Origin of the sequence: Agrobacterium vitis (assembly GCF_013426735.1) — a bacterium.
Taxonomy (GTDB): Bacteria; Pseudomonadota; Alphaproteobacteria; order Rhizobiales; family Rhizobiaceae; genus Allorhizobium; species Allorhizobium vitis_D.
On sequence record NZ_AP023272.1, the window covers coordinates 2,793,143 to 2,813,628 of the forward strand.

General features: G+C 56.8%; 19 protein-coding genes. 8 read left to right on the plus strand and 11 right to left on the minus strand.

What is annotated here, in order from left to right; all coding sequences use genetic code 11:
* Nucleotides 1-7: 7 nt before the first annotated feature.
* Nucleotides 8-1,606, minus strand: a complete 1,599-nt coding sequence (locus H1Y61_RS13035) for an AMP-binding protein (RefSeq protein WP_180572834.1) — start codon at nucleotides 1,604-1,606, stop codon at nucleotides 8-10.
* Between the two features lie 219 nt (nucleotides 1,607-1,825).
* Here H1Y61_RS13035 and H1Y61_RS13040 point away from each other — a divergent pair, with 219 nt between their 5' ends.
* Nucleotides 1,826-2,344 carry a MarR family winged helix-turn-helix transcriptional regulator gene (locus tag H1Y61_RS13040; protein WP_071204612.1) on the plus strand — a complete coding sequence of 173 codons (519 nt, stop codon included), beginning with the start codon at nucleotides 1,826-1,828 and terminating at the stop codon, nucleotides 2,342-2,344.
* Here H1Y61_RS13040 and H1Y61_RS13045 read toward each other — a convergent pair whose 3' ends face one another.
* The 6 genes from H1Y61_RS13045 to clpP form a co-directional block, all read right to left on the minus strand.
* The gene (locus tag H1Y61_RS13045; RefSeq protein ID WP_087727765.1) at nucleotides 2,345-3,682 is read right to left on the minus strand and encodes an MFS transporter; all 1,338 of its coding nucleotides are present in this window, start codon (nucleotides 3,680-3,682) and stop codon (nucleotides 2,345-2,347) included. It lies immediately after the preceding gene.
* Entirely contained in the window at nucleotides 3,679-3,942 is a 264-nt protein-coding gene (locus H1Y61_RS13050; protein ID WP_409363938.1) for a DUF2256 domain-containing protein, read from the minus strand. Before H1Y61_RS13050 ends, H1Y61_RS13045 begins: the two co-directional genes overlap by 4 nt.
* 115 nt (nucleotides 3,943-4,057) lie before the next feature.
* On the minus strand, nucleotides 4,058-4,333 hold the full coding sequence (gene hupB / locus H1Y61_RS13055) for a DNA-binding protein HupB (protein WP_015915641.1): 276 nt from the start codon (nucleotides 4,331-4,333) through the stop codon (nucleotides 4,058-4,060).
* Between the two features lie 327 nt (nucleotides 4,334-4,660).
* A complete protein-coding gene (gene lon, locus H1Y61_RS13060; RefSeq protein ID WP_041696436.1) occupies nucleotides 4,661-7,081 on the minus strand; it encodes an endopeptidase La in 2,421 nt (806 codons plus the stop codon).
* A 586-nt stretch (nucleotides 7,082-7,667) separates the two neighbouring features.
* Nucleotides 7,668-8,945 (minus strand): ATP-dependent Clp protease ATP-binding subunit ClpX, encoded by a 1,278-nt coding sequence (gene clpX, locus H1Y61_RS13065; protein WP_015915639.1) that lies wholly within the window; start codon nucleotides 8,943-8,945, stop codon nucleotides 7,668-7,670.
* Between the two features lie 289 nt (nucleotides 8,946-9,234).
* Nucleotides 9,235-9,867 (minus strand): ATP-dependent Clp endopeptidase proteolytic subunit ClpP, encoded by a 633-nt coding sequence (gene clpP, locus H1Y61_RS13070; RefSeq protein WP_015915638.1) that lies wholly within the window; start codon nucleotides 9,865-9,867, stop codon nucleotides 9,235-9,237.
* 396 nt (nucleotides 9,868-10,263) lie between these two features.
* On the opposite strand from clpP, the gene H1Y61_RS13075 reads away from it, so the two are divergent.
* Both H1Y61_RS13075 and H1Y61_RS13080 read left to right on the plus strand, forming a co-directional pair.
* Nucleotides 10,264-11,499 carry a diguanylate cyclase gene (locus H1Y61_RS13075; RefSeq protein WP_180572836.1) on the plus strand — a complete coding sequence of 412 codons (1,236 nt, stop codon included), beginning with the start codon at nucleotides 10,264-10,266 and terminating at the stop codon, nucleotides 11,497-11,499.
* A gap of 44 nt (nucleotides 11,500-11,543) precedes the next feature.
* A complete protein-coding gene (locus H1Y61_RS13080; RefSeq protein WP_180572837.1) occupies nucleotides 11,544-12,788 on the plus strand; it encodes a cytochrome P450 in 1,245 nt (414 codons plus the stop codon).
* 11 nt (nucleotides 12,789-12,799) lie between these two features.
* Here H1Y61_RS13080 and H1Y61_RS13085 read toward each other — a convergent pair whose 3' ends face one another.
* Nucleotides 12,800-13,144 carry a cupin domain-containing protein gene (locus H1Y61_RS13085; protein WP_180572838.1) on the minus strand — a complete coding sequence of 115 codons (345 nt, stop codon included), beginning with the start codon at nucleotides 13,142-13,144 and terminating at the stop codon, nucleotides 12,800-12,802.
* A 388-nt stretch (nucleotides 13,145-13,532) separates the two neighbouring features.
* Between H1Y61_RS13085 and H1Y61_RS13090 the strand changes: the two genes are divergently transcribed.
* Nucleotides 13,533-14,663 (plus strand): metallophosphoesterase, encoded by a 1,131-nt coding sequence (locus H1Y61_RS13090; protein ID WP_180572839.1) that lies wholly within the window; start codon nucleotides 13,533-13,535, stop codon nucleotides 14,661-14,663.
* A gap of 65 nt (nucleotides 14,664-14,728) precedes the next feature.
* Here H1Y61_RS13090 and H1Y61_RS13095 read toward each other — a convergent pair whose 3' ends face one another.
* Together H1Y61_RS13095 and H1Y61_RS13100 are read right to left on the minus strand one after the other, a co-directional pair.
* The gene (locus H1Y61_RS13095) at nucleotides 14,729-16,012 is read right to left on the minus strand and encodes an O-acetylhomoserine aminocarboxypropyltransferase (protein WP_015915633.1); all 1,284 of its coding nucleotides are present in this window, start codon (nucleotides 16,010-16,012) and stop codon (nucleotides 14,729-14,731) included.
* Nucleotides 16,013-16,151: 139 nt separating this feature from the next.
* Nucleotides 16,152-16,604 (minus strand): CoA-binding protein, encoded by a 453-nt coding sequence (locus H1Y61_RS13100; protein WP_087727758.1) that lies wholly within the window; start codon nucleotides 16,602-16,604, stop codon nucleotides 16,152-16,154.
* Nucleotides 16,605-16,846: 242 nt separating this feature from the next.
* On the opposite strand from H1Y61_RS13100, the gene H1Y61_RS13105 reads away from it, so the two are divergent.
* Nucleotides 16,847-17,191 (plus strand): hypothetical protein, encoded by a 345-nt coding sequence (locus H1Y61_RS13105; protein WP_322790770.1) that lies wholly within the window; start codon nucleotides 16,847-16,849, stop codon nucleotides 17,189-17,191.
* Between the two features lie 63 nt (nucleotides 17,192-17,254).
* Here H1Y61_RS13105 and H1Y61_RS13110 read toward each other — a convergent pair whose 3' ends face one another.
* A complete protein-coding gene (locus H1Y61_RS13110) occupies nucleotides 17,255-17,719 on the minus strand; it encodes a CoA-binding protein (protein ID WP_180572840.1) in 465 nt (154 codons plus the stop codon).
* A gap of 1,307 nt (nucleotides 17,720-19,026) precedes the next feature.
* Here H1Y61_RS13110 and rplM point away from each other — a divergent pair.
* The 3 genes from rplM (at nucleotide 19,027) to H1Y61_RS13125 (ending at nucleotide 20,440) form a co-directional block, all read left to right on the plus strand.
* Nucleotides 19,027-19,491, plus strand: coding sequence for a 50S ribosomal protein L13 (rplM, locus tag H1Y61_RS13115; RefSeq protein WP_015915628.1), 465 nt, complete (start codon nucleotides 19,027-19,029; stop codon nucleotides 19,489-19,491).
* Nucleotides 19,492-19,493: 2 nt separating this feature from the next.
* On the plus strand, nucleotides 19,494-19,961 hold the full coding sequence (rpsI, locus tag H1Y61_RS13120; RefSeq protein WP_015915627.1) for a 30S ribosomal protein S9: 468 nt from the start codon (nucleotides 19,494-19,496) through the stop codon (nucleotides 19,959-19,961).
* Nucleotides 19,962-20,107: 146 nt separating this feature from the next.
* On the plus strand, nucleotides 20,108-20,440 hold the full coding sequence (locus H1Y61_RS13125) for an antibiotic biosynthesis monooxygenase family protein (RefSeq protein WP_235680726.1): 333 nt from the start codon (nucleotides 20,108-20,110) through the stop codon (nucleotides 20,438-20,440).
* Nucleotides 20,441-20,486: the final 46 nt, after the last annotated feature.

Consider the following 20,486-nt stretch of genomic DNA (forward strand, 5'->3'; position numbering starts at 1 on the left):
TGTCTCCTTATGCGCCGGGCTGTCCGGACGCCGGTGTCGAACTGGATGAAAGGTGAGTGTAGGATTGGCGCAAAATGTGCTTCTGCACCTTGCCGGAAGCCGAACGGGGAATGGCATCCACAAACACCACGTGTTTGGGCCGTTTGAAGCTGGCAAGCCGATCAGCGCAATGGCGTAGGATATCGTGATCACGTAGGCCGTCGTTGCCAGCGACGACCAGTGCCAGGCCGACCTCACCCCATTCGGCATGGGCAAGGCCCATGACTGCGACATCGGCAACGCCGGGATGGGCGGCAATAGCCGCTTCAACCTCAGCTGGATAGACGTTTTCACCGCCGCTGATATACATGTCCTTCAGGCGATCAGCGAGATAGACGACACCGTCCTGGACCCGCGCCATATCGCCGCTGCGAAACCAGCCATCGGTGAAGGCAGCCTCGGTCAGGTCCGGACGGTTCCAATAGCCCTCTGTGACGCTTGGTCCTCGTAGCCAGATTTCACCGATCCCGCCATCGGTGACATCGGCACCGTCGAAATCAACAACCCGCGTTTCAAGCAAGGGGGCCGCAAAACCGATGCTACCCGGATGACGGGCGATGAGTTGGCGGTCGAGCGGCATATGATAAGCCGTGCCGGTTTCGCTCATCCCATAGCCATTGACCAGGGCAATGCCGTCCTCGAGAAAACGCTCGATCAGCACCGGTGGCAAAGGCGCGCCACCCAGAAAAATCGCCTTCAGACCCTGCAAGGCAGCCGGGTTCCAATTCGGCGAGTTCCGCAACGTACTGGCCATTTGCGGCACACCACAATAGTGGCTGACGCCGATTTGGGTGTCCGCCATGGTGGCAATCGTGCGTTCGGCGATGAAGCGATCAGAAATGACCAGCCGGGCACCCATCACCATTGCGGTGCGTGCCAGGGCCACCAAACCGATCGTGTGGAAAAACGGCAAGTCGCAGAGCACGACCGATTCCGGCGTCACCTCACCGACGAAAGCAAAATTCAAGGCGGAGAAAAACAAATTGCGGGCATTAAGCAGCACGCCCTTTGGCACGCCTGTCGTCCCGGATGTGTAGAGAATCACGCAAGTACGGTCGGCAGATGAATAGCGAGGTGCGATTGGCTCCAAAACCGAGGCCTTGTCCAGAAAGCCTCCCTTGCCGGACACATCAAGGCTTTTGACCTCGAAACTGCTACCGGCTTCGGCAAATTCCGCGTCGTACAGCAACAGCGTCGGTTCGCAGTCGGCAAGAATCAGCGAAATTTCTCGGGCGCTCAAGCGCCAGTTCAAAGGCACGAAGATCGCACCAATCCGCTGGCAGGCAAAACAAACCGCGAATTGGGCAGTGGAATTGCGTCCGAGATAGGCAATACGGGCTGGGCTGCCCTGCCCCGTCCCTGCCCTTGCGATCACATCGTCAAGAGCGGCGGCGCATCGCCCGATCAGCGTATCGAATTCAGAAAATGTCAATGATTGCCCGGTTGCCAGCTCCATGACGGCTGGCCGATCTGGACCGCTATTGGCGCGGAACCGGACCGGATCCTCCGCGACCATGCCAGCAAACGCCGAAGTTTCGCGCAAACCTGCGCTACCATAGTACGACATATATCCTCCCTGGCCAGTTCTCCCGACGGCCATTTAGTATGTATTACATATTATATTATCTTTCTCGAGGCACAAGTGAAATCTGCGGGATGCACAGGTCAAATATGGCGCTTTGCCTTTTGGGCTTATGGGTTTATCACCGGATAGAGCCGTATCTTATCAGGCTGGAGATGCTACACATCCTCAACCTGAAGGCATTATCGAACATGGATTGAGCGCATGGACGGACCGGAACAGCCGACTGACGATTTCGAAACCCCGGAATTTTCCGGAACTGTGGCCTTCGGCGACCTGGAAAAAGTTCTTGGCTTTCATTTGCGGTTGGCCAATGTGGCGGTGTTCCAGGATTTTCAGGCGACCATGTCGGGGCTGGCTTTAACCCCGAAGCAATTTGCCGTGCTGGAATTGATCGACAACAATGCTGGGGCCAGCCAGATCGATTTTGCCCAAAGCCTGCGCATGGACAAGGCGACCATGATGGCGCTGATCAACAAGCTTGAAGGCCGGGGCGCCGTCGAGCGCCGGCCCTCCCAGGTGGATCGACGACGCCAGGAACTCTTCGTGACCGAGGAAGGCCAGCGTGTTCTGGCGGCGGCGAAAGAGCTTCGCCATGGCCATGAAGCCCGTTTTACCGAGCGGTTTTCGAAAGACGAGCTTGCCCAACTACTGTCTTTTCTGCGGCGCATCTATCAGGATGGTCGCGCCCTGCCCAAGCCATCCATGACGCCACAGACCTGATCATGATGGGTTTGATATTTCCCTCTGGCGCTGCTCGATTTTCTGTCGAGTGGCTTGCTGGTGCGTGCTGTCGATGGAAAACCGCCACATAAGAGCGATGGCGAAAAGCTTGAACAGGATCGGCAAGAAAGCATAAAGCGCCGACAAGACCGAAAGCGCCTGCCCGCTTTGGGCGCCGCCTTCCGGCTGGAAGCCCGCCAAAGCCAGTAGCGGAAAGACAATACCGGAAGAGAGCGCCAATGCCAGCTTGGTGACGAAACTCCAGGCGGCGAAATATAGCCCGGATCGCTGTTCTCCCGAAGCCAATGTGTCCTGATCGATCACATCGGCCTGAATGGCTGGCGGCAGCGCCAGATCGAAGCCGAGCAAGACACCGGTCACCACGCAGATGCCGAGAAACAACCAGGCGTCTCCCGGCCCCAGCAGGCCGGCCAAGGCAAAGATCGCACAGCTGAGCAGCATGGCCCAGCACCAGGCCCTGTGCTTGCCCAGCCGCCGCGCCACGAAAACCGCAAGTGGCACGCCGGCGACCGCCGATAGGAAATAAGCAAACAGCAAAGGCCCCTGAAGCTCCGGCGCCTCCAACCGTGCCGCGACGAAATAGAGAAACAGCGAAGCGGGGATGGCATTGGCCAGCGAGTTCATCAAGAAGGCCATGGCCAGCCGCAGAAAGGCGCTATTGGCCAGCAGAAAGCCCGCTCCTGCCTTCAGAGAAAGCCGGGTTTTCGAAAAATCCACCGGTTCCGCCACGCGCCATACCGCAATGGCACCAAAGATTGGCAAGAGCACCGCCACCATAACAGCAATCGCATTCAGGTCCGGCTGGGCGCCTGCCGTGGATGCCTGCCCCAAGAAAGGCAGGGAAATAGCCAGCAGCGTGCCGAGTAGCGTCGTACCCTCACGCCAGGCCGAAAGCCTGACCCGGCCATCGTAGGAGGTCTCGAGTTCGGCACCCCAGGCGGTATAAGGCAGGCTTGTCCAGGTACTGCCGATCGACAGAAGACAGCCCCAAACCACCAGATGCGCAAGCCCTGCCCCTTCCGGTGGGTTGAACAGCATGAAAGCGGAGACCGCCGTCAGCGGCAAAGACAATAGAAAGAACAGACGGCGGCGACCATACCGACCGGGAATCCGGTCCGCGAGCCAACCGATCAGCGGATCGGTGATCGCATCCAGACAGCGAATGGCCAGCAAAGCGGCACCAATAGCCGACAGAGCAATACCAAACCGCCCGGCATAAACGGACGGAACGATGATATAGAGCGGCAAAGCAATGGCCGCCAAAGGCAGGGCCGGAAGCGCGTAAAGGAGCAAAGTCAGATTTGGTAGTTGTTTCATGAGGTGTGCGACACTCTCGAACGGGCCACTTCAAATTCATGGCACGATACCCTGCGGTTACGGCAGCGCTCAGAACAGAACCGAACTTCCTCCCAGCAGCGCGCCCACTTTTTACGCCACGCGAAAGGCCTGTGACAGGCCACGCAGAGCTTGGTCGGGAGATCGGCTTTCTTCGTGACCACGGGCGCCTCTCTGATGGACCATTGGCAGCTCGTTTGCGGCTGCCATTTTGTATTGAACTCAATGCTATTTCGAAGCACCGACCATCTTGGATCAGTGAAACGGCAACGAGATGCCTCCTTCCTGCAAAAAGACAAAAAACCCGGCTTGAGAGCCGGGTTTTCGGTAGAACTGGTATGTTTGCCGTTGGCAGGATCAGCTGTTAACAGCGTCCTTCAGGCCTTTGCCGGCCGTGAACTTCGGAACGTTACGGGCCGGAATATCAACTTCCGCGCCAGTCGAAGGATTGCGGCCCTTCGAGGCTTCGCGATGGGAAACCGTGAAGGCGCCAAAACCGGCGAGGCGAATGTCGCCACCATTCTTCAATTCCGCCTGGACGGTGTCGAAGACGGCGTCCACGGCGGAAGCTGCGTCGGCCTTGCTGAGACCGGCCTTATCGGCAACTGCGTTTACGAGTTCGGACTTGTTCATGTTTCCACCCTTTCTGTATGACATGAATATCAAAGCGGCGAAGATGCTAACGCATCCCCGCATCAAGGAACCGCGACCACCGCAAAGCGCCAGGCGCCCGAGAGGATCACAAAGGAATACCGACCGCCATTTTCGATGGCCTCCGGCATGACTCAAAAATTCCAAGTCGGGCGGACAATACTCATGCCCATGCCCGTCGCAAGCCAAAAGCACCGCAATCGCCTGAAAAACAAGGCTTCTGGTGATGTTTGCACAAAAAAGGCTGGCCCGAAGGCCAGCCTTTTCGAAGTTTTTCCGCCAATTGGGCAGGATCGTGGCAAAGACGGCTCAATGCGCCACGGTTGCGCCTGAATCATCGACACCTTCGACAGTGCCGACGGCAGGCGTTTCCACGGTGCCGTCCCACTCGATCGGCTCCGGTATACGTACCAGCGCATGAGCAATCACCTCACCCATCCGGGCGACCGGGACGATCTCAAGATTGTTCTTCACATTGTCTGGAATATCCGCCAGATCCTTGGCGTTTTCTTCCGGGATCAGAACCTTCTTGATACCACCGCGAAGAGCGGCCAGCAGCTTTTCCTTCAAGCCGCCAATCGGCAAGACGCGACCGCGCAGGGTGATCTCACCCGTCATCGCCACGTCCTTGTTGACCGGAATGCCCGTCATGATCGAAACAATGGCGGTTGCCATTGCCACGCCAGCCGACGGACCGTCCTTAGGTGTCGCACCTTCCGGCACGTGGACGTGAATGTCCGACTTGTCGAAGCGCGGAGGCTCAATTCCGAAATCGACGGCGCGCGAGCGGACATAGGATGCCGCCGCCGAAATCGATTCCTTCATCACTTCCTTCAGATTGCCGGTCACCGTCATGCGGCCCTTACCCGGCATCATCACACCTTCAATGGTCAGCAATTCGCCGCCCACTTCCGTCCAGGCAAGACCGGTGACGATACCAACCTGATCCTCGCCTTCGGCCTCACCATGACGATAGCGCGGCACACCGAGATAATCGTTGATGCTGGCCGCCGTGACGGCCACAGAGGTAGACTTGCCCTTGATGATCTCGGTCACAGCCTTGCGGGCGACCTTCATCAATTCACGCTCGAGACTACGCACACCGGCCTCGCGGGTATATTGCTGAATGATTGAGACGATCGCATCATCCGCCAGCGAGAACTCTTCCGGGCGCAGCGCATGTTCCTTGATCGCCTTTGGCAGAAGATGCCGCTTGGCAATCTGGAGCTTTTCGTCCTCTGTGTAACCGGCAATACGGATGATTTCCATGCGGTCCATCAGCGGGCCGGGGATATTCAGCGTATTGGCTGTCGTAATGAACATCACGTTGGACAGATCGTATTCGACCTCCAGGTAATGGTCCATGAAGGTCGCGTTCTGTTCCGGATCCAGCACCTCAAGCAGCGCCGATGACGGATCGCCACGGAAATCCTGGCCCATCTTGTCGATTTCGTCGAGCAGGAACAGCGGGTTGGACCGTTTAGCCTTCTTCATCGACTGCACGACCTTGCCGGGCATGGAGCCAATGTAGGTCCGGCGGTGACCGCGGATCTCGGCCTCATCACGCACACCGCCCAGCGCCATGCGGACATATTCACGTCCTGTGGCCTTGGCAATCGAGCGGGCGAGCGAGGTCTTGCCGACGCCCGGAGGACCAACGAGGCACAGGATCGGACCTTTGAGCTTGGTGGCACGGGCCTGCACAGCCAGATATTCGACGATCCGTTCCTTGACCTTATCGAGACCGAAATGATCCTCATCGAGGATTTTTTCAGCCGCGTTGAGGTCGATCCGCACCTTGGACTTCTTGTTCCAGGGCAAACCGAGCAGCCAGTCGAGGTAGTTACGCACGACTGTGGCTTCCGCCGACATCGGGCTCATATGCTTGAGCTTTTTCAGCTCCGCATCAGCCTTGTCCTTGGCTTCCTTGGACAGCTTGGTCTTGGCAATGCGCTCTTCCAGTTCGGCCATCTCGTCGCGGCCTTCCTCGCCGTCGCCGAGTTCCTTCTGGATCGCCTTCATCTGCTCATTCAGGTAATATTCGCGCTGGGTCTTTTCCATCTGGCGCTTGACGCGCGAGCGAATACGCTTCTCCACCTGGAGAACGGAAATTTCGCCCTCCATGAAGCCAAGCGCCTTTTCAAGCCGGGTCTTGATGCTCACCGTTTCCAGCATTTCCTGCTTTTCGGTGATCTTGATCGACAGATGTGAGGCAACCGTATCGGCCAGCTTCGAATAGTCTTCGATCTGGCTGGCAGCCCCCACCACTTCCGGCGAGATCTTCTTGTTGAGCTTGACGTAATTTTCAAACTCCGACACCACAGACCGGCTCAGAGCCTCGACTTCAACCGGATCTTCGGCGGGTTCGGGCAACAGATCGGCATGGGCCTCGTAGAAGTCCTCACGTCCGGTATAGCCAGAGATCCGGGCGCGCGCCTTGCCTTCGATCAGTACCTTGACCGTGCCGTCAGGCAATTTCAAAAGCTGCAATACATTGGCGACAGTGCCAACCTCATAGATGGCATCGGCCGATGGATCGTCATCGCTCGCATTGATCTGGGTGGCCAGCATGATCTGCTTGTCGGAGCCCATGACTTCTTCGAGGGCACGAATAGACTTCTCGCGCCCTACGAAGAGCGGCACGATCATGTGCGGGAACACCACGATGTCACGCAGCGGCAATACCGGATAGGTATTGGTTTCGCCGGTGACAGAGGTCACTTTAGTCATTCCAGTTCCTTTCATCGTCCCGTTGCCGGGACCCAAATCCGCGCTCAAAAGCCGCGGGGGACATGGTCCTGTCTCACCGGTTAAAGTGGAGACCCAAGAGCTAAAATTCAAGCCTTTGCGCCCTGTGCCACCACCGTGGCGCAACAGCTTGAGGCCTGCTGCATGATTCCGGCTCAGACCCATCAGGGTCGAGCCCATCATGCTGAAACACAATACAAACGGTTGATTGACGCGAGAGCAAGCAACAACAAAACGCACCGGCGCTGCCCAACCACGGCGACCGAAGCCGCCCTACCCTGATGCGCGCGCCAGGCATTCCAGCATCCGAAGAGATCAAACACTCGCCTGGGGCAAACCTGCCTTCGACCGAATCTGCCACATCGCGCGAAGCACCTTGTAATAGTCATAAACTATTCAAAAACGCCCTGCAAACGACTTAGAGTTTGGCAGGGAAAAGTGGGACCCGGTTTTCCCGAAAAGACAAACGACGAGAAACATAGATCCAAGCACCGATACGGTCCAAACCCGTAGAAACGCCGAAGCCCGCACGCGGCGGGCTTCAAAGCTCTTCAGAGATTGCGGAGGTTCACGCCGAAGCGTTGGCCTTTTCTTCCTGGCGATCCGCATAGATGTAGAGCGGACGGGCGGCACCGCGCACCACTTCATCGGAAATCACCACTTCGCGCACGCCTTCAAGCTCAGGCAGTTCGAACATCGTGTCGAGCAGGATCTTTTCCATGATCGAGCGCAGGCCGCGAGCGCCGGTCTTGCGGGTAATAGCCTTGCGAGCGATTTCGCGCAGCGCGTCCTCGTGGAAGGACAATTCGACGTCCTCCATTTCGAACAGGCGCTGATACTGCTTGACCAGTGCATTCTTTGGCTCGGACAGGATCTGGATCAGCGCGTCCTCGTCCAGGTCTTCCAGCGTCGCCAGAACCGGCAGACGACCGATGAATTCCGGGATCAGGCCGAACTTGACCAGATCTTCCGGCTCCAGTTCGCGCAGCACTTCGCCGACGCGACGATCTTCCGGCGACACAACCGTCGCACCGAAGCCGATCGAGGTCTTTTCGCCACGAGCCGAGATGATCTTGTCGAGACCGGCAAAAGCACCACCGCAGATGAACAGGATATTGGTCGTATCCACCTGCAGGAATTCCTGCTGCGGATGCTTGCGGCCACCCTGGGGCGGAACAGAAGCGACAGTGCCTTCCATGATCTTCAACAGTGCCTGCTGCACGCCTTCGCCAGACACGTCGCGGGTAATCGACGGATTGTCGGACTTGCGGCTGATCTTATCGACTTCGTCGATATAGACGATGCCGCGTTGGGCGCGCTCGACATTGTAATCGGCCGATTGCAGCAGCTTCAGGATGATGTTTTCAACGTCTTCACCGACATAGCCGGCTTCCGTCAGCGTTGTCGCATCCGCCATGGTGAAGGGCACATCGATGATGCGCGCCAACGTCTGAGCAAGATAGGTCTTGCCGCAACCGGTTGGCCCGACCAGCAGGATGTTTGACTTCGCCAGCTCCACATCGCCACCCTTGGAGGCATGCGAAAGGCGCTTGTAATGGTTGTGGACAGCAACGGACAGGATCTTCTTGGCCTGTCTCTGGCCGATCACATATTCGTCGAGGATCTTGATGATGTCCTGCGGTGTCGGCACGCCATCGCGCGACTTGACCATCGAACTCTTGTTTTCCTCGCGGATAATATCCATGCAGAGTTCGACGCATTCATCGCAGATGAAAACCGTCGGGCCGGCAATCAGTTTCCGGACCTCGTGCTGGCTCTTGCCGCAGAACGAACAATACAGGGTATTCTTCGAGTCACCGCCGTTGCTTCCGCTGACCTTGCTCATAACTTTTTCCTTCCAGCACGCCGCACCGCCATTTACCGGCTCGCGGTCTAGTCATGTCGCCCGATACCGCACACCCGGCCATCCGGGCGAAATTCGGTTCAGAGGTACTATTTCAGCTCTCAAAAGTCACATTCATGAGCTGACGGCAACGCGAACCTCTGAGAATATTCAGGCTATGTCATAAAAGCTCAACATAGCCTTAATAACTATTAGCGCTTTCGGCGGCAGTTTAAACCCCCTGGATGGATCCGGCCTTGCGTTTCCATCGAAAGCCCACCGCCAAAAGACATCAAGAAGGCGTTACCCCTTCAATTTCGGAGCGCGTCGTCAGGATCTTGTCGATCAGACCCCAATCCTTGGCTTCCGTGGATTCCATGAAGTGGTCGCGGTCAAGCGTGTGCTCGACTTCTTCCAGCGTGCGGCCAGTGTGCTTGACATAAACCTCGTTCAAGCGACGCTTCATCTTAATGATGTCGCGGGCATGACGCTCGATATCGGAAGCCTGACCCTGGAAACCGCCGGACGGCTGATGCACCATGATGCGAGCGTTGGGGGTCGCAAAGCGCATGCCCTTTTCGCCGGCAGCCAGCAGCAGCGACCCCATCGAGGCGGCCTGGCCGACGCAGAGCGTCGAGACGGCCGGACGGATGAACTGCATCGTATCGTAGATCGCCATGCCGGCCGTCACGACACCGCCGGGAGAATTGATGTAGATCGCGATTTCCTTCTTCGGATTTTCCGCTTCCAGAAACAGCAGCTGGGCGCAGACAAGCGACGCCATATGATCCTCGACCGGTCCGGTCAGGAAAATGATGCGCTCCTTCAACAGACGCGAGTAGATGTCGTAGGACCGTTCGCCGCGATTGGTCTGCTCCACAACCATAGGCACCAGAGCCATGGCGGTATCAACTGGATTTCTCATGTCCGTCCTTTTCAACCCATTCCCGAAGCCTGTCAGGCCCGATGCCGATCCGGGCTGAGGGAATCAATTCAAATGCTGTCAATCCCTACATAGAGTGTTCGCCCCCAACACTTCAAGACGCGAGCACACGATATCCTTAATCGCTTGCATGGATTGGTTCTCGCATTCTCGCTGTTTTACCGAAAGCGGCCCGTGGGCGGTGGCTTGCCCGGCCAAGCCATACACAGAAAATCGACAACATGGTGAATAGGGCGTGATAGGTCCAATCGGAATTTGCAACCAAAAGAAAAAATCGATTATGATCGCCGAGAGACCATCCCGGCTTTCGTTCGGAAGCATAAAACCAGAGAGTGACGAGGGCCGACCGCCTTGCTCGACATCAAGACAGCTTTTTTGATGTGGGGGACCCAGGCAATCACGCTGGCGGTCCTGCTGATCACCATATGGCTGCGCGCCCCACGGCATCGCTCTTATGGTTACATGGCCATCGGGTTTGCCTGTCACGGCATTGGCGCAATGCTGATCGCGCTTCGCAACGACCTGCCGCTGCCACTGGCAATTTACGGCGGCAATGCCATCGTGCTGTGCGGCTTCTGTTTCTGGATCTGCGCGCTACGGCTGTTTGACGGGCGCAAGCCCGGCTGGTGGATCGCGGCACCGCTGCTGCTCTGGGGCCTCGTCCTGATCCATCCGGTCATACGGGATACCTACGCCTATCGTCTGGCGACCCATCAATTTGCCAGCATGCTTTGTTTCGTGATGCTCGCGGTCACGGCCATGACGTCGCGCATGACAGCACGGAAATATCGTCGGATGCTTGCGGCCTTGTGGACCCTGCAAGCGCTGTCATGTGCGGTGATCGGTTCCGCTAGCCTGATCGGCAGGCCGGAAGGACCGCACGAGGTTGCCCTCAGCGATTATATCGGCCTGTTCGTCATTGTCTGCCTGGTATCGGCCATGGTGCTTCTGGCCCGAATCGTCATGGACCGGAACGAACGGGAACTGAAGCAATTGTCGCGCACCGATCCCCTCACAGGTATATTGAACCGGCGTGGTCTGATCGAGACCTTAGGCGAGCTGAAACATACTGTCGCCAGAGACCGGCTTCTGGCACTTCTGGTGTTCGATCTCGATTATTTCAAACATATCAATGATACATTCGGCCATCAGGCGGGCGATACGGTTTTGTCAAGCTTCGCGCAGATGACAGGTGACGCGCTTGGCAATGACGCGATTTTCGCCCGCTCCGGCGGCGAGGAATTCTGCGCCGTCATGCCTGTTGCGGACCTGCGCCAAGCTGCTGGCGTTGCCGAGCGGATCCGCTACATGATTGCTTCAACACCGATCACCACCGAACAGGGCGTTGTCAGGCTGACCACAAGCATTGGCCTCTCAGCGGCCACTGTCGAGGCCTTTGACTTCGATACAGCGATGCGTCAGGCCGATCACGGCCTCTATACGGCCAAAGCAGATGGCCGTAACAGAACTGCCGTGGCACGCGGGGAAACCGTTTTTTGCCTGACGCCCAACGAGGAACGCGGCACACCGGCGGCAATCGACAATGAAGCAGACCGTCAGGTCGCAGCCCTGCGCCGTCTCAGCCAGCGTTCGACACAGCAACATCTCGAGTGAGGAGGCTCTTTCAGCCTCATCAAGAAAGCATCCACGAACCGATCATGCCGCATTCCTCGTTTTTCTCCGTCGATCCCCACCAGAGATCGGTCAGTCTCAACGCTGGTCATCCCGGTTTTTTCGAAGCCCCGAATGCGGTCTATGCCATGCTGCATGCGCAGGCGCCGACATTTTACTGGCGTGAGCAGCAGCAATGGTTTTTCACGGGTTACGATTTGGTCAATGGTTTGCTGCGCGACAAGCGGTTCGGTCGGCAGATCCTGCAGATCGCCAGCCGTGAAGAGCTGGGCTGGCCGGAGCCTGCCGCCCATACGAGAGCCTTCGATGCTGCCGAGGCATGGTCACTGCTGGAATTGGAGCCACCGGAACATACGCGGCTGCGCACGCTGGTTAACCGCGCGTTCGTGTCCCGCCATGTCGAGAAAATGACGCCGGATATTCTCGCGCTCGCCAACAGGTTGATCGATGATTTCGAAGCGCAAGGCAAAACGGAATTGCTGTCTTCCTTCGCCGAAATCATTCCGGTGACGATGATTGCCCGGATGATCGGCATTCCCGACGAGATGGGGCCGCAATTGCTGGCCTGGAGCCATGATTATGTCGGCATGTATGTGTTCAACCGTACCCGCGCCCATGAGGATGCCGCCGAGCGCGCGGCCCGGGAGTTTTCCGATTATCTGCGCGGTGTCATTGCCGAGCGCCGCAGCGAGCCGCGTGACGATCTGCTCAGCCACATGATCCATACTGAGCATAAGGGCCAGTATCTCACCGATGACGAGCTGATCTCAACGACCGTGGTCCTGCTCAATGCCGGGCATGAAGCAACCGTCCACCAGATCGGCAATGCGGTGCGGATCATTCTCGAAAGCGGGCTGGACCCAACAGGATTGTTTGGCGATACAGCCGCCACCGAGCGGACGGTCGAGGAATGTCTGCGGATCTGCGCGCCGGTGCATATTTTCCAGCGCTATTGCCTGGAGCCCTGCGAGATCGATGGTGTCTCCTTCAGCCAAGGCGACAAGATTGGCCTGATCCTGGCCGCGGCCAATCTCGACCCACGTAAATTTCCAGATCCTCTGACCTTCAAGCCGCAACGCAATGACGGTGCCAATCTTTCTTTCGGCGCTGGCATTCATTTCTGCATCGGTGCGCCGCTCGCCCGGCTGGAACTGTCACTGGTGCTGCCGGTTCTATTCCAGCGTCTGCCGGGTCTGGCGCTGGCAGGCACCCCAAAAGTCAAGGATCTCTATCATTTCCACGGGTTGGAAAAGCTCGATCTCGTCTGGTAACGGCAGCCGCCTCAAAACCGAACGACGTAATCCTTCGTCGTGGTTTCCACCACTTCCCAAAGTCCCGTGAAGCCGGGCCGCAGAATCATCCTGTCGCCCTTGCGCAGATGCATTGGCTCACCACCGTCTTCCGTGATGATGGAATAGCCTTCCAAAACGGAAAAATATTCCCATTCGTCGTAGACGATTCGCCACGTGCCGGGTGTGGATTGCCAGACCCCGGCATAGAGCCCTTGACCGGGCTCATCGATACTCCAGGTCAGGAAGCGCGGATCTCCGGCGATCAGCCTGTCTGGGGCGGGAGCGCCCTCTTCCGGCTGAACGGCGGGTAAATCAAAGCGAAGCGATGTCATCATGATCTCTGTCTCGCACATCCATTAAATGGGGTTCATCAATGCCATCGATTGTCGGCAATGCTGATTTGATTGGAGAATAGACTTGGCAGCGCCAAATGTCTCCACCAAGGCAGCGACTTCCGCATCTGTACGGCAGCAAGCTGCATGATTTTCTTTTTTAGCCGTAACTCGTTTAAAGAATCATGCAGCAGCATCACTGATCCAGATCGGCGTTTGCGCCGTTGTAGCCGATGAACTCTTGTCTAACGCACGTGTGCGAACAACATTCAAGGCCTTGACCAAATCAAGTCGCTACATGCTGCGACATCCGACCTCGACAATGAAGAAGCCGGAAAAACAGCACGGAACAGGTCGCGTGGCCCGTCTACACCCCGAAAGAATACAATTGATGTTTCATCTCATTTTTGGACTTCCCTGGCTGATCGTCGTCATCCGTTTTATCCAGCCTTTGCCCTGGATCTGGTCGGCGAAGGTGGCGCTGGCAGTTCTTCTGTTGATCGCCTCGCAATATCATTTCTTCAGCCGCCTTTCGTCCGGTTCGGTGTTTTCGCCTGAATTCCCGCGCCCGCTGATTATCGCGTTCAATCTCCTGTTTGGCGCAATCGTCCTGCTCGCCGTGTTCCAGATCGTGCTGGATGTTATTTCCCTTGTGATCATGCTGTTCAGGGGCAATTTCCCGTCCATTCCGGCCAGTCTGCGGTATGCCCTTGGAGGCGTAGCGCTGTGCCTTTCCGCATACGCGGTCAGCCAGGCAATCCGGGTGCCGCCGTTAAAGGACATCGAAATTCCAATTACAGGACTACCACCGGCATTTGACGGCTACCGCATCGTGCAACTGACCGACCTCCACATCAGCCGCCTGTTCCCTGCCCGCTGGACCGAGGAAGTCGTATCGAAAACCAACGGGCTCGATGCCGACCTTATCGTCATTACTGGAGACTTTATCGACGGTGACGTTGCCAGCCGGCAGGATGATGTCGCACCGCTTGCAAAGTTGCGGGCGCGCGACGGCGTCTACGCCATTCCTGGCAACCACGAATACTTCTTCAATTTCCAGGGCTGGATGGCCCATCTCGCGACCTTGAAGATGAACATGCTCTCGAACGCCCATGCTGTAATCACAAAAGGCGATGCAAAAATCGCCTTGGCAGGCGTGACGGATCGCTCTGCCGCCGCGCACGGAGCACCAGCCCCAGACCTCGTAGCGGCACTCCAGGGAGCACCTGCAGATGCGCCAATCATTCTCCTCGACCATCAGCCGATGTCGGCAGCCAAGGCGGCGGCATCAGGGGTTGCGCTTCAACTGTCGGGTCATACGCATGGTGGCATGGTTCTGGGCCTTGACCGGCTAGTCGCCCGGGCCAATAACGGCTTTGTTTCGGGCCGCTATATCATCGGCGGCATGACGCTCTATGTGAACAATGGCACGGCACTCTGGCCCGGCTTTGCACTTCGGCTCGGCGTGCCGTCAGAACTGACCAGGATTACCCTGAGAGCGAAGACGCCTGGCGGGATCTAGAGCATTTCAGCGTTTCCATGGAAACGCTGAAATGCTCTGAAAGCACCCATCGTCAGCAAGCCCCATCAGAGTTTTGACAAGGCCTGGTGAAGATCCGCGATGATATCGTCCGGGTCCTCGATGCCGATGGACAGACGCACGACCTCCGGCCCGGCGCCTGCCGCTACCTGCTGCTCCGGGGTCAATTGGGCATGGGTGGTCGAGGCAGGATGAATGACCAGCGAGCGGGTATCGCCGATATTGGCAAGATGGGAAAACAGCTGCAATCCTTCCACCAGCGTCTTGCCCGCCTCATAGCCGCCTTTCAGCCCGAAGGTGAAAACGGCGCCAGCGCCTCTCGGCGCGTAGCGCTGTTGCAGCGCATGGTTCGGATCGTCAGGCAGGCCCGCATAATGCACCCAGGAGACTTTGGCATGGGCCTTCAGCCAGTGGGCAACCTTCAAAGCGTTGTCGCAGTGACGCTGCATGCGCAGCGGCAGGGTTTCGATGCCGGTCAGGATGAGGAAGGCATTCATCGGCGCAATCGCCGGTCCGAGGTCACGCAGACCGAGCACCCGGCAGGCAATGGCAAATGCCATATTGCCGAAGGCGTCATGCAGAACCACATCGCCATATTCGCTGCGCGGCTGCGACAGGCTCGGAAACTTGTCCGATTGCGACCAGTCGAACGTGCCGCCATCGACGATCACGCCGCCCATGGAATTGCCATGGCCGCCGAGAAATTTGGTGGCGGAATGCACGACGATATCGGCACCGTATTCCAGAGGCCGGACCAGATAAGGGCTGGCCATGGTATTATCGACGATCAGCGGTAGGCCGTGGCGTCGTGCAACATCGGCAATCGCGGCAATATCGACGAATGTACCACCGGGATTGGCAAGGCTTTCGATGAAGATCGCCTTGGTTCGCTCGTCGATCTGCGCCTCAAAGCTTGCGGGATTGTCGGTATCGGCCCAGCGCACCTGCCAGCCGAAATTCTGGAAGGCGTGACCGAACTGGTTGATCGATCCGCCATAGAGCTTTTTGGCGGCAACAAAATTATCGCCTGGCTGCATCAGAGTATGAAAGACCAGCATCTGCGCGGCATGTCCCGATGCCACCGCCAATGCCGCCGTGCCACCTTCCAGAGCAGCGACCCGCTCTTCCAGCACGCCCTGGGTCGGGTTCATGATCCTTGTATAGATATTGCCGAATTGCTTGAGGCCAAACAAGGCGGCGGCGTGATCGGTATTTTCAAACACAAAGGCCGTCGTCTGGTAGATCGGCGTCGTACGTGCGCCGGTCGCCGGGTCCGGCTGCGCACCGGCATGTACGGCCAGCGTCGCAAAGCCCGGATTGTTGTTTGCCATGGTTATCCTCCCTGAAATAGTGCGGCAGAGCATTACACCGATGCCGATGAAACGCTACCTCATGCCCTGTTTGAACGTCCTGGCTTTTTTGGAAAATTGGACAATCGTTTGATGCCTATAGATTTCTTATCCGATCAGCCTAATGCCTGTCCGGCTCCAGTGTCCCTTGAAAAATTCTGGGATATTCGATGGCCGGGCAGCGGTTCATCACCACCTTGATCCCGGCGGCCTCGGCGCGTGCGGCGGCCTGATCGTCGCGCACGCCAAGCTGAGCCCAGATCACCTTCGGTAAATGCTTGAGTCCCAAGGCTTCATCCACCACTGCGGGCAGATATTCGGAGGCGCGGAACACATCGATCATATCGACTGGCTCGGGAATGTCCGCAAGCGACGCAAAAACAGTCTGCCCCAGAATGTCCTTTCCCGCCTGCCCCGGATTGACCGGAATAACGCGGTAGCCATGGTTCAGCAGGAAATGCATGACCCCATGGCTTGGCCGCGCCGGATTGGGCGAAGCCCCGGTCAGAGCAATGATCTTGACCGTTTCCAGAATGGTCCTGAGATAATCGCTCTCATAAACGTCATGCTGCATGTCATTCTCCCCAAGGCGCTACTGCATGAGTAGCTCCTGTGATCCTTTGGAACTGCGCCCTGTCTTGATCGTAAGCGAAAGCGCCCCAGTTAAGAAGAGGATATACAGCACGTCACCCGAAAGTGTGCGGCGGTTTTGAGAAAAAGACATGCGAAAACAAAAACCTATAACGTGCCGGGTGAATCCGGAATCACGCGACATGCTATAGGCATTGGCAAATGCTTTTTGATGGAGATATTCCAATGACCCCAATGATACGGTTAAGCTTTTTCGTTGCCATTTCTTTATGGGGTAGCAGTGCGCTGGCGATTGAGCGTTACAACTCGACCACGCTTGCCTGCGAAAATGTTCGGCAAATCCTGCGAGACCAGGGGGCTGCCGTTCTACGCTATCCCTCGAAGCGGGTGCCGGGCATGGCGCTTTACGATCGCTACGTTCGCAACACCAATTCCTGTTCGCCAGGCGAGTATGCCGAACGCGCCACAGTACCGACACGCGACAACCCTGCCTGCCCGGTGCTGAACTGCAAACCGGTGGAAAACCTGCAGGACGGCTTTATCCGCTTCGTTCCGCATTACTCCCTCTGAGCGACAAGCAGGACCGCGAATAACCGCGCAAGGCAACGCGGTTATCGCTGGTATAGCTTGGTATCAGGCGGCGGTGGGGGAGCGATGGGCAATATGACTGGCTTGGTAGACCAGCGGATATTCCGCGACCAGTGCTCGGTTCATCACGACTTCAATGCCTGCCGCCTCGGCTTTTGCCGCAGCTTCATCGTCGCGCACACCCAATTGACCCCAAATCGCTTTTGGTCGTCTCTCCAGCGCCAGGGCTTCATCCACCACCTCACTGAGGGATTCCGAGCGACGAAACACGTCGATGAGATCGATCGGCACCCCTATATCGGCAAGGCGTGCATGCACAGGGCGACCAAGAATCGTAGTGTCAGCAAGCGCCGGATTAACAGGAAAGACCTGATAGCCCTTGCCGAGCAGAAAACCGAGCACCCAATGGCTAGGCCGGTCATCGCGTGCGGACGCTCCAACCAGCGCGACGGTGTGGGTGCGCGCCAGAATCTTGCAGAGATAGTCATCGGAATAATGGTCGTGGTTCATGGCTTATCCTTCCCGGCTTGGCAGCCGTTTCTCCAGACAATCCGTCCCTAAAACCTGTCGCTTAAAAGTGGGCAGCGGTTTTGCGATGACGACATGCAGCAAAAAAAATTCAAAGCATGAAAAGCTACCCTGAAGATATGCTTTGCTCTCGTGCTGTCGTTTGTCTTTTCAGGAAAACCGGGCTCCACTCTTCCTAAGGCAAACTCTAGGTCCCGGCCGCAGGATAGCAAATTTGGCTTAACTGTTTGCAAAGACGTAAAGTCCCGCAATGACACATTACGCACTCCCATTCGCGCCATCATTTCCCGATTAAGTAACCTTTCTTTGCACAACCACCCCTCTGCCGACCCAGAATCGGAAACGCCGAATACAACCCTTGAGATAAAGACGCACCAATACTCCCTCCATCTCCAGAGGAGACAGTGAAGCGGTCGTCATGTTATCGCTATCATTAGTATGCTCTTTTTAAGGGAGTTTTCAAGCTTGATGTGATAACCATCACATCAATGAAGTCTAATGCCTTTATGTTCACTTAATATTCTTTTTTTGTTCACGTGCATTTTAGCACTCTCAAACATTGAATTCCCTAATGATTACAAGTAGTTTTAGGCAAAAATTATTTCACTTATAATGCCGTTAGACGCACTAGAATTTAAATCGATTTGATTGCCGATCAACCCACTTGCGTAAGCCTGCGTTAACGCAATAGCCTCGGGTTACGCATGTCAGAGTTAAGTTCATACTACTCTTGATTGAACATTAATCATCTAGAAACAAGGGGAAACAACAGAGTGGTTTGTCTCAAAACGAAGCAACCACCTCATGTCTTCTCCAGGAACCATTAGGCATCAAACACGGAGCTCCCCGCCCTCGTCCGAGAGGAAAAAGACAAGCGCGCCTCATAGCGTCATAGAGCAGTTGGCGAGCGCTCTCAAATGTGGGTTTCTCCGCCATCGTGATCTCAAACCGGGTGCGATGGGATAAGCGTTCTCGCCGCAAACCTGTCAAGTTCAGCATGACTGCCCCGCCGATTGCACCACGGAAAAGGCCGAAATCCAGACAAGACGGCAAAGTATTTTGCGGTAAAATAATACCACACATCTAATCATCTGTTTTTTATGGACTTTTCGAACTCCGCCATCAAGCGACCATCCTTGACCGAACCCGGCACCGCGACTATAAAGCCGCCAGCTTGCGGCCCTATGGACCGCATTCTTTTTGTGCGTGTGAAAGCGCACAAGACAAGCAACAAGAAACGCCCGACCGGCCGTTAACGGCTGAAAGGGTCCAAAAGAAAGTTGAACCTCATGTCTACCTTCGTTCAGAAGCCTGCAGAGGTGGAGAAGAAGTGGGTTATCATCGATGCCGAAGGGCTCGTTGTTGGTCGCCTCGCCACCGTGATCGCCACCTATCTGCGTGGCAAGCACAAGGTCACGTACACTCCCCACGTCGATGATGGCGACAATGTCATCGTCATCAATGCCGAAAAGGTCGTCCTGACCGGCAAGAAATACACCGACAAGACCTATTATTGGCACACCGGCTATCCGGGTGGCATCAAGGAACGCACGGCGCGCCAGATCATCGAAGGCCGTTTTCCGGAGCGCGTTCTTGAAAAGGCTGTCGAGCGCATGATTCCCCGCGGTCCGCTTGGCCGTCGCCAGATGAAGAACCTGCGCGTTTACGCCGGGTCCGCCCACCCCCACGAAGCCCAGCAGCCTGTCGCTCTCGACGTGGCCAAGCTGAACAGCAAGAACGTAAGGAGCGCCTAAGTATGGCTGACCTCTCTTCCCTGAAGGATCTCGGCACGGCGCAGGAAGCTTCGGCTCCCGTTCACGTCCGTAAGGTCGACGCTCAAGGCCGCGCCTACGCGACTGGCAAGCGCAAGAACGCAATTGCCCGCGTTTGGGTCAAGCCCGGCACTGGCAAGATCACGGTCAATGGCCGCGATTTCCCGGTTTACTTCGCCCGTCCGGTTCTGCAGATGATTCTGCAGCAGCCTGTCGTTGCTGCTGCTCGCACCGGTCAGTTCGACGTTATCGCCACCGTGACCGGTGGTGGTCTGTCCGGCCAGGCTGGCGCTGTGCGTCACGGCATTTCCAAGGCGCTCACCTACTTCGAACCAGGCCTGCGCTCGGTTCTGAAGAAGGGTGGCTTCCTGACCCGCGACAGTCGCGTTGTTGAACGTAAGAAGTACGGTAAGGCAAAAGCTCGCCGGTCCTTCCAGTTCTCCAAGCGCTAATTGCGCTTCTGGAATTTTGCATTGGAAAAGCGGGGCTTCGGCTCCGCTTTTTTATTTGTCCGATCACCAATTTGAATTGGTCTACTTCGACTGAAGGAGCACACTGGCAGCATGCCATGCCTCATCCCAACAGAGAGTCGCTAGTGATGTCCGGTTTTACCAAGCTGCCTTCTCCCCCCTATTATGTCGTCTGTTTTTCCTCGCTCAGAACCGAAGTCAGCAATGGCTACGATGACATGGCCGAGGCCATGGTGACGCTTGCCAGCCAGCAGCCAGGCTTTCTCGGTGTGGAATCCGCCCGCGATGCCTCCGGGTTCGGCATAACCAATTCCTACTGGAGCGATGAAGCCTCGATCCGCGCCTGGAAAAAAGTCGTGGATCATCTGGCAGCGCAAAACCAAGGCCGTGCGGAATGGTACAGCCGCTACGAGGTACGCGTGGCAAAAGTGGAGCGGGCCTACAGCTTTGCGAAAGCCTGACACAGCAAGGATTGCCGATTGCCACTGGCTTCAGTTTGACCGGTGA